Raw genomic sequence first — 15,652 nt, 5'->3', positions numbered from 1 at the left:
TGAATCGGGAGTAGTGTAAATTTGTTGAAAGCTTAAATTGCCCCCAGATCCATGAAAATAGGTTTGGCAAACGAAAAACTGGAATGACCTCGTCGATTATTTCATGACAATTAGGGATTGAGTTTTTACGTTGAAAGTCTCAAAATTAGGGGCCGGAGCGTGTCAAACCATCGAAGACAATGGGGCCTGCAGTTTTAATCAGGAATGCAGTATTTCTGATAAATAAACAACACCTGTATGGGCCCGTAAATGTGTAAGTCCTAGATTGAAACAACATGGACACTCATAAAGCAAGTAATTAGTTTAGGCTAGGAGTCATTGTCATGTGTTTATTGAAAAAATATAGTTTTTTAATGATCTATTTATTGTTAATTCTTCCCCTTATGGGCTTATATTTTCAGGGATGGTTTACTTTTCTTCCCTTTCTTATCGTTTTTGCTTTTATTCCATTCGTCGATTTCTTCATTAGAGACCCTTCGAATCCCAGCAAAGAGCAGGAAAAGCAGTTAGTAAAAGATAATTATTTCAAATACTTAACCTATGTGTATGTCTTCGCCCAAATACTCATGTTCGCGTATGGCGCTTATGTAGTGAGTACTCAGCATTTACTATGGAATGAGTGGTTAGGTTTTACTATGTCCCTAGGATTAATATCCGGAGGTGCGGGTATTAATTTAGCTCATGAAATGATGCATAAAAATAATCGTGTGGCGCAATTTTACAGCAAGGTTTTATTGGTTAGTGTATGTTATGGACACTTTTTTATTGAGCATGTTAAAGGGCATCATGTTCGGGTCGCCACGCCCGAGGATCCAGCGACCGCCCGATTGGGTGAAACGTTTTATCAATTTATACCTAAGACATTGATAGGCTCATTGAAATCAGCGCTCCATTTGGAAAAAAAACGCCTTGCTCAGAAGAAATGTGCGTTATGGAGCATTCATAATAATTTCTGGTGGATAATTGGCATTCCTGTTGCAATCAGCTTAAGTTGTTTATTCTTTGGAGGAGTAGGGAGCCTCGTCTTTTTTCTATTGCAATCCTTCATGGCCATAATGACCTTGGAAGTAGTTAACTATATAGAGCACTATGGCTTAGAAAGGAAGAAATTAGCAAATGGCGGCTATGAAAAAGTCAGCCCTTACCATTCATGGAATGCCAATCATTGGTTAAGTAATAGCATTTTATTTCATTTGCAACGTCATTCAGATCATCACACCTATGGAGCTCGGCCATATCAAATTTTACGTCATATGGAGCAAAGTCCTCAGCTCCCATCGGGATATCTAGGCATGATCGTGCTTGCCTTAATTCCCCCTCTTTGGCGGTTAGTGATGGATAAGCGAGTGCTAGCATATAGAAAACAACTGGAACATCAAGGAGTGTATCAGGAAAAAACACTTCATGCTTAATTTAAATTAAACCGGAAGGGGCGCTATAGCGCTCCTTCCGAAGTGATGATTAGCCTAAAGCAAGATAAACTAACCCACTTCCTTCAACCTGAGATGATGAGAGGCAATTCGTTAGAGTGTTATTTCCTACCTGGCAACGGACCAAAATATTCGCGTCAAAATCCGCAATATAGGCATAGGCTCCATTGACTGTTAAAGCCAAACCAGTTGGGTTAATTAAACCAGATACCGGAGTATATGGATCAGCAATGGAATTACATACGCTAAATGCACCCCCACTGTTTATGGAACAAACAGAGATAAATCCCGGGTTAGTAGGATCCGTATGAACGTCATACCCTGTGTTCGTAACATAAGCTATGGTTTCTTGATTATTCAAAGCAATATTGTGAGCACCTAAAAATGGAGTAGACCCAGAAGAGGTTGGAGGCGTCCCTTCGCAACTATTTAAAGAGCCATTAATGATAGGACAAAGACCTATTTGATCATTACCAGAAAGTCCAAGTGTAGCGACATATGAGAGTGTATTATTTTTATTAAGGGTAATCCCATTAGGCGAGTAACTCGCGCTAATTGCTTGGCCATTACAGTTTAAGTTGCCATCATCTGCTACCTCACAATTCCAAATGGTAGTTCCACTACCCCCAGCTATTTGGGTTATATATGCTTTACTGCCATCCGTACTTAAGGCAATACCTCCCAGTCCTTGCGTGCTCGAATTCCAAGCGGAACTACAGGTATCAAATTTACCCTCACTGTCAATAGTACACTTAACCACAGGAGTATCATCACTCGTAGCATAATTCACCACATAGGCTAATGTTTTGGTTTTATTAAATGCAATTCCTTGAGGAAGATTAAATTCTCCTGTCATTTGCTCACAGTTACCCGGAGCAGCATTGTCATCAATGATACAACGAGCCACACCGTCGGCCTTTGTGACATAAACATACGATTCACGAACATTTAATTGAGTACTAACAACGCTAGTATTTGCCCCTTGAATGGTAAACATCGATGGCGCTACCGCGATACGGGTTGGGGTAAATGTCATCGTACAACTACCTTGAGGTGCAATCGAAGTACAGGTACTTGCAGTCACCGCTCCTGCTAAAGGGGTTCCAATGAACAGAGCATTAACATTAGTTGCGGTGATATTTGTTGATAGATTGGTAATTGTTATGGTTTGTGCGGAACCAAAAGTTTGCAGTTGCAAAGCATTTGAACTCACCGCTAAAGAAGCAAGGACCGGAGTATTTACTTTTTGTATATTGAGTGCAGAGGCTGGGCTAGGTCGGTAGCATTGGTTTGGATTGGGACTTCCATCAGCATTTGCCTGACAAAGAACAGGTCCACCATGAATCCCATTTGCGGGTAAGGCATTACCACTGACCTTAAGCGTTAACAAGCAAGTACCTTGTTGGCTTTTAGGGGCCAAAATGCAGGGGCTTGTTTGTTGTACGCCGGGGGTTAGGGAGGAGTGAAGAACTAAGGTTTTTGCTCTTTGGGACTGATTATAAACGGTGTATTGTACCGTTGCGGTATCTGTCGGACCAAGTGGAAAATTAGTACTCGTTAGGGCTTCAAAGCTCCATAAGGGTATTCCTGCATAGGCAGTTGATAACAAAAACATACTTGCACCAGCAAGCGTGCCGCGCCATAAAAAAGTATTTTTCATAAAAGTCCTTAAGCAATACTGCTTTCAATGTTATGGGTATAAAAGGATTGGTCTATTCCTGCCAATCCCACCCCATTGTACCTGCTATTGACACCCGATAAAAAGTCTTTATAGCACAATGAGTTACATAAATAATGTTAGCAAAGCAAAATAAGGAATTCAGATGGGGAAATTATCGATGAATTTTTACTTTCAGGTGGGGCTTGGCACCACTCAATTAGGTGGCCAATACCCAACCATCCTGAGGCTATGTTTTTTGCCATTTATTAAAATAATTAAGAAAGGTCTGAATGCTCACTTCATGGCTCCTGCGTTTTTGAAAATAGGCATTAAAATTGAGATTGACATCTATTTCATTTATTTGAAGTTCGCATAGTTCGTTAGAAGTTACATCTTTAGGTAAATAACTCCAACCTAAACCATGTTCTACCATGGCCCTGATGCCATCTACAGTGGATATTTCATACCCTATATTTAAATCCAAAGAATTTTCTTGAAATACCAATTCAATTTTATCGCGTAATGAGGTAGTTTGTTCATTTAACACTGCAGGAAAAGATGCTAATTCAGCAAGCGAGATGATTTTTTTTTGTTTTGCCAAATCGTGGGTTTTATTAACCTTAAGTGCATAAGCCTCATTCCATAGGTTGACAGTACTAAATGCATCCGATATATCCCTTTCTGGACTAATTACCACATCGACTAAACCATGATTTAAGTAAGTTTCTACATCATATTCCGCCATAGTTTTTATATAAATTTGTAATCGCGAATCTGTATTTTTTAAAAAGCTAATAAATTGGGGTAATACATAGTGGGATACAAATACGGTGGCGCCAATTAATAAATAGTGTTCAAAAGACTGAGCCTGTTCTTTAAACGATTTGACCATATTATTATACGCGGCCACTATTTGGCGGGCGTAGGGAATAAAATGATTGGCAGCCTCAGTTAAAATCAGACGTGCCCCATCCATAATAAATAATCGAGAACCTAATTCATCTTCCAACCTGCGAATTCTTTTACTCATCGTCGATTGCGTAACATACACTCTTTTGGCCGCGAGTGTATAAGAGCGGTATTCTACTACAGCCAGAAACGATTTAATTTCTACGATATCCATCGTGAACTTCCTTAAAATCTTTTGCTTATTAATAAATAATAGCAGTAAAAACCTTAAGTTACTCCTGATAAGCCAGTTTTCAGCCCTGGGCGCCTGTATTCTGTATAAGAATTAATCAGTATTTTCTTTCATTCCATCCTAAGACCCACTTAAGTCTAATTGTATATTCTGTAATCTCTAAGATAAATTATAAACCACTAGAGAGAATAATCATGTCTAAGAATAATGGAAAAACAAATCAAGATCCAAACCTATTCAGTGCGGCGGTTAATGTGATCAAGGCTGGGCTATTTCCAAGGGTGCAATCAGACCATAAGTATACCTACCCCACTCGAGAAACTTTGCATCATCATGTCCCCCCTCATGTCCAATCAGTTAATGAGTATCTTGATAAAGAAGGAATTGATTTACATAAAGGGCACATTGATCATTTTAAAAGAGGAACTGATATTGATACTCACACCGTACCTATGAATGGGTGTGCCTATATTCATAATTTCATTAAAAACGCTAAAAGCATAAAAAATGAAACTAAAATTGTAGCCTCATTTCATGAAGAATATACGAATGAAACACTAAAAGGTGCTAACGCCGATCCCAGAATAAAGGTGTACGCTAGTGTGGGTGTATTCGCTCATACTCTGTTTGGTGCAGCAAAGGCTGCTCAAAATGCTTATACCGCTCATGAGGATGATTTCGCTACGGGCGTCACCCTGGATTACTATCGTAACTGTAAGTAAGAACCGAAGTTCGCTACGGCAATCTTAACCTCATTTTAAATTCTAACTGTGAACGCAGTTAGAATTTGTTTTTAAGAGGATTAAAGAAAACTTGAGATAATTTAAAAATGCATACGAGGAGAATTGCTTTGAAATTTTTGCAGACTTTTTTTTCAGGGATTACTCAGAAGAAGACGCCTTTCACTAACCAACGTGAAATTTTAGAAAAATATGACCAAGGTATTAACGATAATGGTGAATTGGTGGGAATGTGTAGACCGATGAGTAATACCTATCTAGATCTTATTTTAAAAGAAAAAAATCCAACGGAATATTTAGCAGACGATAAAGAATTTTTAGCATTATCCATTCATGAGGAAAATAAAGAGCTGTTTGCGATCCAAGCAGGGGAGACCGACATTGATCATTTTTCTTTTAAAGAAAATAATATCTTCCATACCGACGCAACCTTTAAAAAAAATGAGCTGAGCCCCAAAAAAGTGACTCATCTACTGGAAAATAATCAGCATCTATTAATTACTTTTCCTCAACAGAAAGATGCTCATGAGGTCTATTTAGGGAAGAAAAGTAGACAGAGCACAACCTGTCGCTTTTTTGATGCTAATTTAAAGGGTGGAGAACGAATTGATAGCTGCCAAAGCCTCATTCCCCAGGTAGTTGAGTTAATAGAGTCTCAGTATTCGCAAGAGGATAAACCTTTTTATGTAGGAATGGGTTAAGTCGCTAAGAGCCTCTCATTTTTAATATATGTTGGCACAGGCTTTGGAGGGCAATTTTCGATTTGACTACGAACGGGCAGCTGGGTTTCTAATGCAATTAGTTTTTAAAAAAAATAGATCGCATTACAGCACAACATTTTGGCTCACTGAATAGTTTTTTTCCTCCTCAGAAGCATAACAAAATGAACGCTGCGCAACAGAACTCACTCGTACCGACTCTACCCCGTAACTAACGGATGGTCCGGCCTCAATGCAATTCTGATCGTGGAGGGTGACTGCAAATCCTCCGCGCTAACAATTAAAATAAGACAGATGAGGCAAGAAAAATAATTAAGGATTATACTTAAGCTATTGCTTATGGAAGGAAAAAATCATGTACGATGACTTGCGTGCGCCTTATAAAGTAACCGATACACCGGCACTGCAATTAGGTGGAATTATCGTGGATAATAAATTAATTTCCGATGCCCCTGTATTTTTGGTTTTAAAATCATTAAATCGACACGGTCTTATTGCTGGTGCAACGGGCAGTGGGAAAACAAAAACCATTCAAGTTTTAAGTGAACAACTGTCCTTAGCAGGGGTGCCTAGTTTGGTAATGGACATCAAAGGAGATGTGTCCGGAATAGCAATGCCAGGGCAAATGAGCGATACACTGGAAGCAAGAAGCCATTCGCTAAACTTATCCTACACTCCTAGAGGTTATCCGGTCGAGTTTTTGACCTTGAATGAGTCATCTGCGGGAGTTCCATTACGCGCTACTGTAGAAAGTTTTGGTTCTGTCCTGTTTTCTCGAATGCTGGATGTAAATGACACCCAAGAAGGGGTTATTGCTATCTTATTTCAATACGCCAAGCAAGAAAATCTACCCCTTATTGATTTAGCCGATGTTAAATGCCTATTACAATTTGTACAAACGAAGGAAGGAAATGCCAAAATTGAAGCCAGTTATGGTTCAGTTGCCGCTTCATCAACGGGCACCATTATGCGTAAAATTGTAGAGTTAGAGGCGCAGGGCGGTGGCGATTTCTTTGGTGAGCCTGCGTTTAATGTACAGGATTTATTAAATATAAATGGGCAAGGTCTAGGCGTGATTTCCATTTTGCGCTTGTTAGATATGCAAGATAAGCCTAAATTATTTTCCACATTTATGCTGAAGTTATTATCGGATGTTTATCGCGCAATGCCGGAGTTAGGGGATCCTGAAAAGCCCAAATTAGTGCTGTTTATAGATGAAGCACACTTAATTTTTCGTAACGCGAACAAAGCTTTATTAGGCCTGTTAGACACTGTAGTCAAATTAATTCGTTCGAAAGGAATTGGCATTATATTCTGCACTCAAAGCCCCAATGATATTCCGGAAAATATTTTGAGCCAGCTCGGCTTAAAAATACAACATGCTTTACGTGCATTTACGGCGAAAGATAGGACTGCAATGAAACTGGTGGCTCAAAACTTTCCACTGTCCGCTTATTATAAAACCGAGCAGTTATTAACCGCACTGGGAATAGGGGAGGCACTGGTCAGTGGATTAGATGCTAAAGGCCAGCCTACACCTTTAATCCAATGCATGATAAGAGCTCCTGAATCACGAATGGGAGTCATAACTGAGCAAGAACTACAGCAGGTTGTGGGTAGCTCTACTTTATATACTCGATACCATCAAAAACAACAAAGAAACTCCGCTAAGGATATCTTAACCGCGCAAAAAGCTACCCAGACAGAGCAAAGCATCTCTGAACCCGATATCGAAAATGATTCACGCGCCGCCGAGCTATTTAAAGCGGTGACTAAGAGCACCTTGTTTCGACAAGTAGTACGTCAATTAGTACGTGATTGGACGCGTGCCATTATGTCCGCACTAGGGATTAAAAAGTAAATGCCATGAGTTGCCAATGCCGTACTAGGCTTTTATGCTTGTGAAAGCCTAGTACGGTGAGGTAAACCAACCCCATTGTGAACGAAGAGAGGTAGCTCCGAGCTCGGGTTTACTTCAAATCAAAAAGCTGGCTTGGTCTTCATCTAAGTATCCCTCAGCTAGGGCATCATTTAGACATCTAACTGTTTGATTATTAGGGCTTTGAGTGGCAAGAAAATAATATCTCCCAAGATCCTGATTGAATATAATCTCATCCACATGCAGGTGTTGTTTTATCCCATCCACTTGAAAATCAAAATCATCATCGGATAACAATAGACTCAGTTTTGCGCCAGGGAAAAAGCTTGGAAATCCATGGTGGTTATTCGCATGTGCAAGTCCCGAATAAAAAAGATAGGGCTTGGATTGGTGCTCCTTAAGAAATATCCTACGTGTGTTTTCATCAAAGAGTGAATCCCGTCGTTCGTAAAACTCATCCCAGTCTTCTTGGGTAGGATGCCTAAAATATTCAGGGCTTCCTTCCCGGGCTTTTTTACAGTCTAGGGCAACTACTCTAATTCCTGCTTGGAGTGCTGCGGTCACTACGGCTCTTGTACTCTCATCACCATGTATTAATCCAGAGCTTATAGCGACTGAGCCATTACTTTCTAGTGATTGATCAAAGAGAAGTTGATTTTCATCGTTGGCAAACTCAAAGAATAAGGTTTCGATGCCAATACGCTTAAAATAGGGAATATTAGCAATCAAAAATTCTTTAGGAAATTGATGGCTATGATATTCATTGATGCAAATCCCGGGTGGAAAACCCTCCACAAGTTCACTGTGGATGACTTTTTTAAAAGAGGCATCTAATTGTTTTAATTTATTTTTTTGATTAATAGAGCGAGTAAAAAAACCGTCTGTTGCCCATTTAAATTTGCTCATGATAATGACCTTCATTTATTAATGAAGCGCTGTGTTTTGGTTTAGATAGGAAAACCAGATATCCGAAAACCTGGACACTGGTGTTGGTGTGGATTAGTTTGTTCGCGCTGTTTACAAATAATTCCGCCCAACCTCGACAACAGTGTCCAGGCAGCGCATTATCATCATGTGTTGTACGCGTATTAGGTTCATTTTAGAACATATCAACGATTAAATATAAACCACATCATCGCAGCAGATTAAACAAAAAGTCAAGTTTTTATGAGATTCAGGGGAGCTGCTCCTTGATTGTGCGTGGAGAGTAGGCCCTATCACTGAGCGTGAAGAAGGAATACTCATCGATGAGTATGACTGATTCTAAGGGGTTTAGTAATTTAGAAACAAGACAACTCTATTGATTTTGCCGCAAAACTAGTTTTGCGGCAAAATCCTAATTTAGCAAGTGCAGGTTACAATTATAGAACCACTACCAGTTGCTCCGTTATATCCATTTATGACAATATCAAATTCTCCATTGGCACTCCAGGTAACCTCGCTTTGAAGACCGCAACCATCATCATCACTTGCTATACAGACTCCGAAAGGAGGTTGTTGTGATTGAAATATGGATAGCTGGCTGTCCATAGTTGTTTGGCCACAGGTGCTTGCTTTTAATTGTCCTCCGTTGCATGCACTACCGCTATATTGAAACAGTTTATAACGGCCTGGATTGGGACCTGGTAAACCACAAGTTACAGACCTTATTCCTGTAAAATCAACATCTAGATCAAAAGGCAGGGCTGTTGTGCTGTTTATGCATACTGAGGTTGAAACCGTAACAGAATAGCTTCGGGAACCTGTATTGGCATTGGCATCAGTTGCCCCAATCGTGAATGAGAAGGTTCCGGCCGTCGTAGATGTGCCTGATATTTGCCCAGTCGAGGTATTTAAACTAAGGCCGGTTGGTAATGAGCCAGAAATAACCGCATAGGTATATGGGGCAGTGCCATCACTGGCAATAATGGTTTGGTTATAAGTGCCATTGAGAGGCGCGGGTGGCAGGTTTGCCGGAGAAATCGTCAGCGGCGTATTCGCAACTACTGAAATATTTCTGCACGCGGTATTGCTGACTGGAAATAAACAATAACCATTACCCATGGGCACACAATCCATGCCTAAATTACCTATTTTGTAATCTGGCGTGTTCACTTTAATCCCCGCATTCGGATAGGAGTGTTTGGGTACGGCGCATATATTTAAGCTTAAGGCAGACACATTATAGTTTTGACATGATAAAGCTCCTCTTCCATTGAGGCAGAGAGTAATTTCCACATCGGCAGGCGTACCTGTTGCTGAAACATTAAAAAGCAGACCACTACCCCCACCTGCTAATAAGACTTGACATGTCAACATGAGCAACACCGCGCTTATATTTCTTATATACTTGGTCATAATTCATCCATTGAAACTAATAATTTGAGTTAAGTAGACGTTTTGTCGCAAATTTTTCCCAAGCGCAAAACGAGGCTATTTTGGGCGATTTAGTGCGGGGAGTCTATAAAATTATTTAAAATAGTTTGTTTTTCAGATTGATTATACTAACTTTTCATAGCAGCACGGTTCTCTCGTATATCCCACTCAAGTTGGCAATGCCCTCTTTCTTATAAATTTTAAAAATGATAAAAATAGGTGTAAATGGATTTGCTTGAGCTAAAGATGCTGATTTATCAAGGAAAAACGCTCACTAAGGTCAAAAATAAAGAGGCTGGTAAAAATCGCAATGATGTAGATGGTTTTTATGCTGATAGTGAGGGGATTGAGTATTTTGTAAAAAAACCACAGGATACTCGAGAGTTATTCACGGAACTCTTTGCAGGCTTACTGTTGGAAGAGTTTAAGAGCCGCGGTTTTATTGAAAAAATACATCATGCCTCACTGATTTGTGCCCAATTAATTCAGTTCGACGATGGGAGTTATGGACTTATTCAACCTAAGGTTGAATTTCAGGAATTATATAAAGTAATTGGGACGGGCTATTATGACGATTCCGACCGAAGCCCCCTCTGGGAGATGTTTTATGGCCCACATTCCTACTTACTACTTACTCAATTTAAGCACTATTATGGTTTGGCCATCGCATTAATGTGTTCATTATTACTCGGCGACCATAGTGTACACAGTGGCAATGTCGTTTGTTTAGAGCTCTTATCATCAAGAGAAAGATCTTTTATTCAATTTGCCCGTATTGATTGGGGTGCGGCATTTCGTTATTACGGACATAAAAGGAATAATGAGGATCTTTTTTATCCTTATGAATATCAAGGATTTTTTAATCACAAAGGATATACGAAAGGATATTTTTTAAACTACAAACGCATCAAAGGGCTTTTCCCCGCTATTGCTACTCATGCCAAACAGTTTCGCGAAAAAATTAATAAAGAAACACTGGTCAGCATGATTAATAGCATTTTAGGTAAATTACCGGCGGACCTAGTGGATAATGATATTAAAGAGCAATTGGCTAAATATTTATATATCGAGTCTTTTAAGAACATAAGCTTTGGTGAGCAGGGGGATTATCAACAATTTTCTGAGGATTTAGCTGAGATTTTACTGCAGCGATTAAATAAAATGACGGCTTTAGCAGATTTTACACATCCTCCAAGCGAGCCAAATCAACAAGATTACCAGGAAAGTACCCCCATTACTGTTGGATTATCTTTAAGCCAGGCTATTTCTTTTGCTGAACAAATGAATCTTTGGTTAAATACCATTTCCTTAGCTGATGAACAAAGTATTTTTGATTTTAATAACATCGACCGGGGGCAACTGGCCACTCAATTTAATCATTATGTGGAGAATCTATTACGGCAAGTTGAGCGAATAGAGGGTGTGAGTACAGTCGCTAAAACTAAAATTGCAAAATTACCACATCCAAATAGTTATTTATATCGTGATTTATTTTCCTTTAAAGCGGATTTACGCCCAGTTTGTTCTCCAGAAAATGAAACGAAATTCCCCTTGCAAGAGGGTTTGTGGCCACTTACTGAAGCTCTGTTAAAAGCCAGTTTCAATATTCTTGTTACCCTGAGGGTACTGCAAGAAACACAAAGTTCCACGGTACATTCCAAGGCTGCAGCCACTCATTTTCTATTTGAGGCTTTAAAAGAATATTTAGGTAATTTTAATGAGCTTTATCACGATTGGTTGCATGAGTTAGAAAATAGCCTTTGTCTGTTGCCTGAGACGCAACTGACAAAAATATACATTAAGGAATTACCCTTTATCAATTCGAGCGAACTTATGAATATCCTCGCCAATAACTCAGAACTTAAGTATCGAATGCACCTGGCTGTCTCGGAGTTTGGCACGTAGCAATTGCCAGCTAAATGACGGCACGTTAGGTTAGGTAGTTCGCATTTGCTGCAAATGTTCCTCCGTTAATACCAAGGAATTACTGGTGGCGGTGGCAACTAATTTTCCGGCCTTGGTTTTTGCCTCGGCACGCATAATGATTAATGTCCTCGATTGCGCGATTAGTTCGGCACGTAAATGAATAAACTCATCTTTTGCTACAAAGGGGCGGATAAAGGTAGTATTTAATTCAAGAGTTACTACAGGCCTTGAGGCCGCCATATAAGATAAAGGCCCAAACACTTCATCAAAGGCGGCACTTAAAAAGCCTCCTTGAAAAACGCGAATTGGATTCATAAACTGGGTATTAAATGGGATTGTTGCGCTAATCATTTTGCCCAATTCAATCTCAGTATAGATTGTTCCCAAGGTCAGATTCGATTGTGGAGGTAAATCCAGGCTAATATTTTGTGCAGAAAAAAAGGTTGCCATTTCCTGCATTTTCTGCATCACTTGCTCGTGTGCGGACATAATCACTCCCAAAGAATTAGGATGAATAATTTAGTGTATTTATTCGCTATTGTCGATTTTTTCAACGAGTTTCTTTATTCGGTAGTTGTTTTAGGTTTGTCTTTTGCTTGGTCGTAGGAAAAAGCATCTAAGGAAACTATAAATAGATGGTTTATTGCGGATAAAGGTTGAAATTTGATTTCCTCTCAAGATGTGAATTAAGAACGCTCCAATGTTATGCTCTGCTCGCTGTCGTCAATCAAGGAAATGCTCATCATGTTAAACCCTAATGATATGAAAATATTAACCAGTATGCTCGAATCCATGAGTGAACATGAACGATTCCTCACCTTGGAGAAACTTGATGACAACGGTACGACTCTTTTGCATCTTTAGTCCAAGCTGAGGATGTAGAAGCTTTGAAGAACATTTTGCTTGGGAGCAATGAAGTGAAAGATTTAACGGGTAACATTCTATTGCAATCCATTAGGAGAAGTTTTGCCCATATAAAAATTATTTAACCAAGATCTGACGTATTATTGATGATGTAGACACGCTGCTGCAAAATGCCATAAATCAGTTGGTCGTAGCGCAACAAGCCAAGTCTACAGCTCTTCCAAGTGCCGGAACCCAAACTCAACTTGGTTTCTTTCCCCCCGTGGCTCCTACTTCGGAAACCAAAGTGGATGAAGGACCTATACATAGTCAGTCATCTCCATAAACGTAGCGGGTTGAAAAAAGCGGCCTCCTTGTCTGCCGTAAGTAACATGGTAGACAAGGGGACGTATCAAATTGTTAGATACTTGTGATTGCGAAATAAATGTTACATGGTCCGTACACAGCGAACTGCTACCGCATTAATCTTGCTAATAAGTCCCTGCCCTCCCAAAGGAAAACTCTCCACTCTGGCGCTTGAAGTATCTATCTCAGTTGAGGTCCAATAAAATGAGGTAGTGGAGAAGTTTCCTATATTATTAGGGGCTAAACTTGAATATATGTTCTGGATTAATGGGAGCGTCTGGGTCCCACAACCAGAACCAAGCGATAAAGCATCATATCCGAATTCACAAATCGCGGGTAAATACCAGTTGTTTGCCTGAGGTGTTTCTTTATTTAGGCACCCCTGAGCGGCAGGAAAGTCTCCGGGTGGACTGGCGAGCAATTCGGTGTTGGCTTCGCCATTTGCACTATCTGTTGCACCAGTGTCACTGTCGGTTATAGACCACTCCAAGGGTGTTGATTCATCGGCAAGAGCGGCTACTTTACCTCCTACACTGGTGGTATTGGCCGTCGTATCATCAAAAGCAAAAACATACCCATCTTGATAAATACAGCCGTAATTTAACACAACCACATTGCTGCTTACTGGCGTTGCATTAGCTGCTTGAGCGGTAATTACACTGGGAAGAGGGGGGGTCCCTGTGTCTGAACAGGGACTACTCCCATCTGAGCTGGCTGTTGCTCCTGGGGTGATAGTAATAGTACAAATGGCCCCCGGGAGTAAAGGCGCGTTGCAATTCGTTGTACTCGAAACAGTCCCTGTAGGCCATGAAGGGATTGAGACACTAAAATTAATGGCGGGTATGCTCCCTGTATTTGTAATGGTGAGTATTCGTTGTGTCCCAGAATCGGGTGTTCCCCCGACCCCATACTCCGTAAGTCCTGTGACACTCAAGGCTAAGTCACTGACACTTGTTGATAAAGTAGTGCTATTGGTTACACAGTTCACCTGTACATCCGTCACATTAGACGCACCCATAGTGTCACTGCCATTCGTTACGGTACATACTTGGTTTACGGGCTGGGAGCTGACTGTGACTGAATAAGGTGAGCCCTCGAGAATGGGAGTAGGAAAAGTAAATGACCCGTCCGCATTGAGCGTGATTAATTCAGTGCCGTTATTCTGCAATACTACCGTACCTTGAAGCCCTGATACATTGCCTCCTACCGTGTGGGGCATCGAGCATAAAAACGCATTAAGATTAAAAAATAAAGAGGAGGTGTTGCTTCCTTTCACTAAAACATTGCTTATATAAAAAGCAATATTCGTGTTTGTTGCAAAGGAGATGGTGCATTGGCCATGTGGGGCTAAGAGTGAAGGGCAGCCATTATGTTGCACCACATAGTGCAGAAAATTTGAATGTGTAGAGCTGGCTTTAATATTTCTTGCGGGAATAGAGGAATTATTTTTAATGGTGATGGAGCCGGGGGTCGCACTGCATCCCTCCAGAGTGATATTGGTGACACAGTTCAAATTTAAATTACTGCACAAAGCATTAGATTGATTCTTGGCAACACTTAAAATCGCTTGAGTATTACTGAATGTATGGGAGGCAAAGAGGATAGTAAACCAAAATAAATATTTTTTCATATACAATAATCCAAATCCTTACTAACTTTAAGAAATTGAATTATAAAGTAACTTTTTTCGCCAGCATAATTTAAAAAATATCTATATCAGGATTATTCTTGATAACATCAAATTTATTTCTGATCCGTGTTACTTTCTCGCCCAAAAGAAAATTTATTTTATTCGGTAAACCGTTTGCTGCAAGTGAGTTTTGGAAAAACACTTGAGCACTGTCAAAATCGTCATTTTTACTAAAATAAAAATCGTGTACTCTTTGATTTGAGTCAACATATAGGTATAACCAAGCACCTTTTACACGCGATTTAATTTTTGAAATATTTAAAGGGGATGTTAAGGCTTGTCTATGTAAAAAATTGTTCTCAACTTTATCAAAATGATTTTGAAGTTGATTAAAATCCCCTTCACTAAGTATCAAATTACGTTCTTTTGCCAGTTCTTGCAGATCGGAAAAATCTAAAAAGTAATTTTTATCCCAAAACAGCAATAAAGGAGACACATAACGTGCCCATTGTTTGTTTCGGAGATACCAGTATGTACTATAGATGTCCTCGAGTAGATCAAAAAGCGTATAACTAAACATTAAATTTCCTTATTATTTTTGATGAATTATAGTTAATTGATTCCCTGAGTGATATTAAGTAGCTACCGAATTGTAAGTGAGAGGGTTTGGCCTTATTTGTAAGCAAATAAGGCACTGAGGGGAACTGTCGCTATTTTATAAATTTTGAAATTAGATAACCAACTCCTGCTGCAATAAGAACAGATTGAATGGGTTTATCTTTGATTTGACTAACCAATTCTTCGTAATTACATTCTAAATTTTTTTGAACGCCACAGGCCTGTTTTTTTACCGAATCACTGATGTCTTCCGCCTTATCTTTTACTTTTTCGAGCGTGTCTTCGGCATTCTCTTTTAATTTATCTGCAAAATGATTAAAGTTGTCCATGATTTCAATCTCCTAA

The 15,652-nt window shown here is 39.7% G+C and carries 13 protein-coding genes; 5 read left to right on the top strand and 8 right to left on the bottom strand.

Features of this window, described 5'->3' with window-relative positions; translation table 11 throughout:
- The first annotated feature begins 323 nt into the window (after nt 1-323).
- The gene (locus tag ACD661_RS12030; RefSeq protein ID WP_400188110.1) at nt 324-1,412 is read left to right on the top strand and encodes an alkane 1-monooxygenase; all 1,089 of its coding nucleotides are present in this window, start codon (nt 324-326) and stop codon (nt 1,410-1,412) included.
- A gap of 49 nt (nt 1,413-1,461) precedes the next feature.
- On the opposite strand, the gene ACD661_RS12025 is transcribed toward ACD661_RS12030, so the two are convergent.
- Nucleotides 1,462-3,090 (bottom strand): NHL repeat-containing protein, encoded by a 1,629-nt coding sequence (locus tag ACD661_RS12025; protein ID WP_400188109.1) that lies wholly within the window; start codon nt 3,088-3,090, stop codon nt 1,462-1,464.
- 247 nt (nt 3,091-3,337) lie between these two features.
- A complete protein-coding gene (locus ACD661_RS12020) occupies nt 3,338-4,213 on the bottom strand; it encodes a LysR family transcriptional regulator (protein WP_400188108.1) in 876 nt (291 codons plus the stop codon).
- A gap of 212 nt (nt 4,214-4,425) precedes the next feature.
- Between ACD661_RS12020 and ACD661_RS12015 the strand changes: the two genes are divergently transcribed.
- The 3 genes from ACD661_RS12015 to ACD661_RS12005 all read left to right on the top strand — a co-directional run bounded on the left by ACD661_RS12015 (nt 4,426) and on the right by ACD661_RS12005 (nt 7,551).
- Nucleotides 4,426-4,953, top strand: a complete 528-nt coding sequence (locus ACD661_RS12015) for a hypothetical protein (RefSeq protein WP_400188107.1) — start codon at nt 4,426-4,428, stop codon at nt 4,951-4,953.
- Between the two features lie 128 nt (nt 4,954-5,081).
- The gene (locus tag ACD661_RS12010) at nt 5,082-5,672 is read left to right on the top strand and encodes a hypothetical protein (RefSeq protein ID WP_400188106.1); all 591 of its coding nucleotides are present in this window, start codon (nt 5,082-5,084) and stop codon (nt 5,670-5,672) included.
- Between the two features lie 373 nt (nt 5,673-6,045).
- Nucleotides 6,046-7,551 (top strand): helicase HerA-like domain-containing protein, encoded by a 1,506-nt coding sequence (locus tag ACD661_RS12005; protein WP_400188105.1) that lies wholly within the window; start codon nt 6,046-6,048, stop codon nt 7,549-7,551.
- 114 nt (nt 7,552-7,665) lie between these two features.
- Here the strand turns inward: ACD661_RS12005 and ACD661_RS12000 are convergent, their stop codons facing one another.
- Nucleotides 7,666-8,475 carry a TraB/GumN family protein gene (locus ACD661_RS12000; protein WP_400188104.1) on the bottom strand — a complete coding sequence of 270 codons (810 nt, stop codon included), beginning with the start codon at nt 8,473-8,475 and terminating at the stop codon, nt 7,666-7,668.
- Nucleotides 8,476-8,910: 435 nt separating this feature from the next.
- Entirely contained in the window at nt 8,911-9,906 is a 996-nt protein-coding gene (locus ACD661_RS11995; RefSeq protein WP_400188103.1) for an Ig domain-containing protein, read from the bottom strand.
- A 243-nt stretch (nt 9,907-10,149) separates the two neighbouring features.
- Between ACD661_RS11995 and ACD661_RS11990 the strand changes: the two genes are divergently transcribed.
- Nucleotides 10,150-11,829 (top strand): hypothetical protein, encoded by a 1,680-nt coding sequence (locus ACD661_RS11990; protein ID WP_400188102.1) that lies wholly within the window; start codon nt 10,150-10,152, stop codon nt 11,827-11,829.
- Nucleotides 11,830-11,859: 30 nt separating this feature from the next.
- Here ACD661_RS11990 and ACD661_RS11985 read toward each other — a convergent pair whose 3' ends face one another.
- The 4 genes from ACD661_RS11985 to ACD661_RS11970 form a co-directional block, all read right to left on the bottom strand.
- Entirely contained in the window at nt 11,860-12,339 is a 480-nt protein-coding gene (locus ACD661_RS11985; RefSeq protein WP_400188101.1) for a PaaI family thioesterase, read from the bottom strand.
- 802 nt (nt 12,340-13,141) lie between these two features.
- On the bottom strand, nt 13,142-14,689 hold the full coding sequence (locus tag ACD661_RS11980; protein ID WP_400188100.1) for a hypothetical protein: 1,548 nt from the start codon (nt 14,687-14,689) through the stop codon (nt 13,142-13,144).
- A gap of 70 nt (nt 14,690-14,759) precedes the next feature.
- Nucleotides 14,760-15,185, bottom strand: a complete 426-nt coding sequence (locus tag ACD661_RS11975; protein ID WP_400188099.1) for a hypothetical protein — start codon at nt 15,183-15,185, stop codon at nt 14,760-14,762.
- Nucleotides 15,186-15,399: 214 nt separating this feature from the next.
- Nucleotides 15,400-15,636, bottom strand: coding sequence for an ElaB/YgaM/YqjD family protein (locus ACD661_RS11970; RefSeq protein WP_400188098.1), 237 nt, complete (start codon nt 15,634-15,636; stop codon nt 15,400-15,402).
- Between the last annotated feature and the right edge of the window lie 16 nt (nt 15,637-15,652).

The sequence above is a fragment of the Legionella lytica genome (assembly GCF_044626755.1).
GTDB lineage: Bacteria > Pseudomonadota > Gammaproteobacteria > Legionellales > Legionellaceae > Legionella > Legionella lytica_A.
This window is presented reverse-complemented; position numbering and strand designations above follow the sequence as displayed.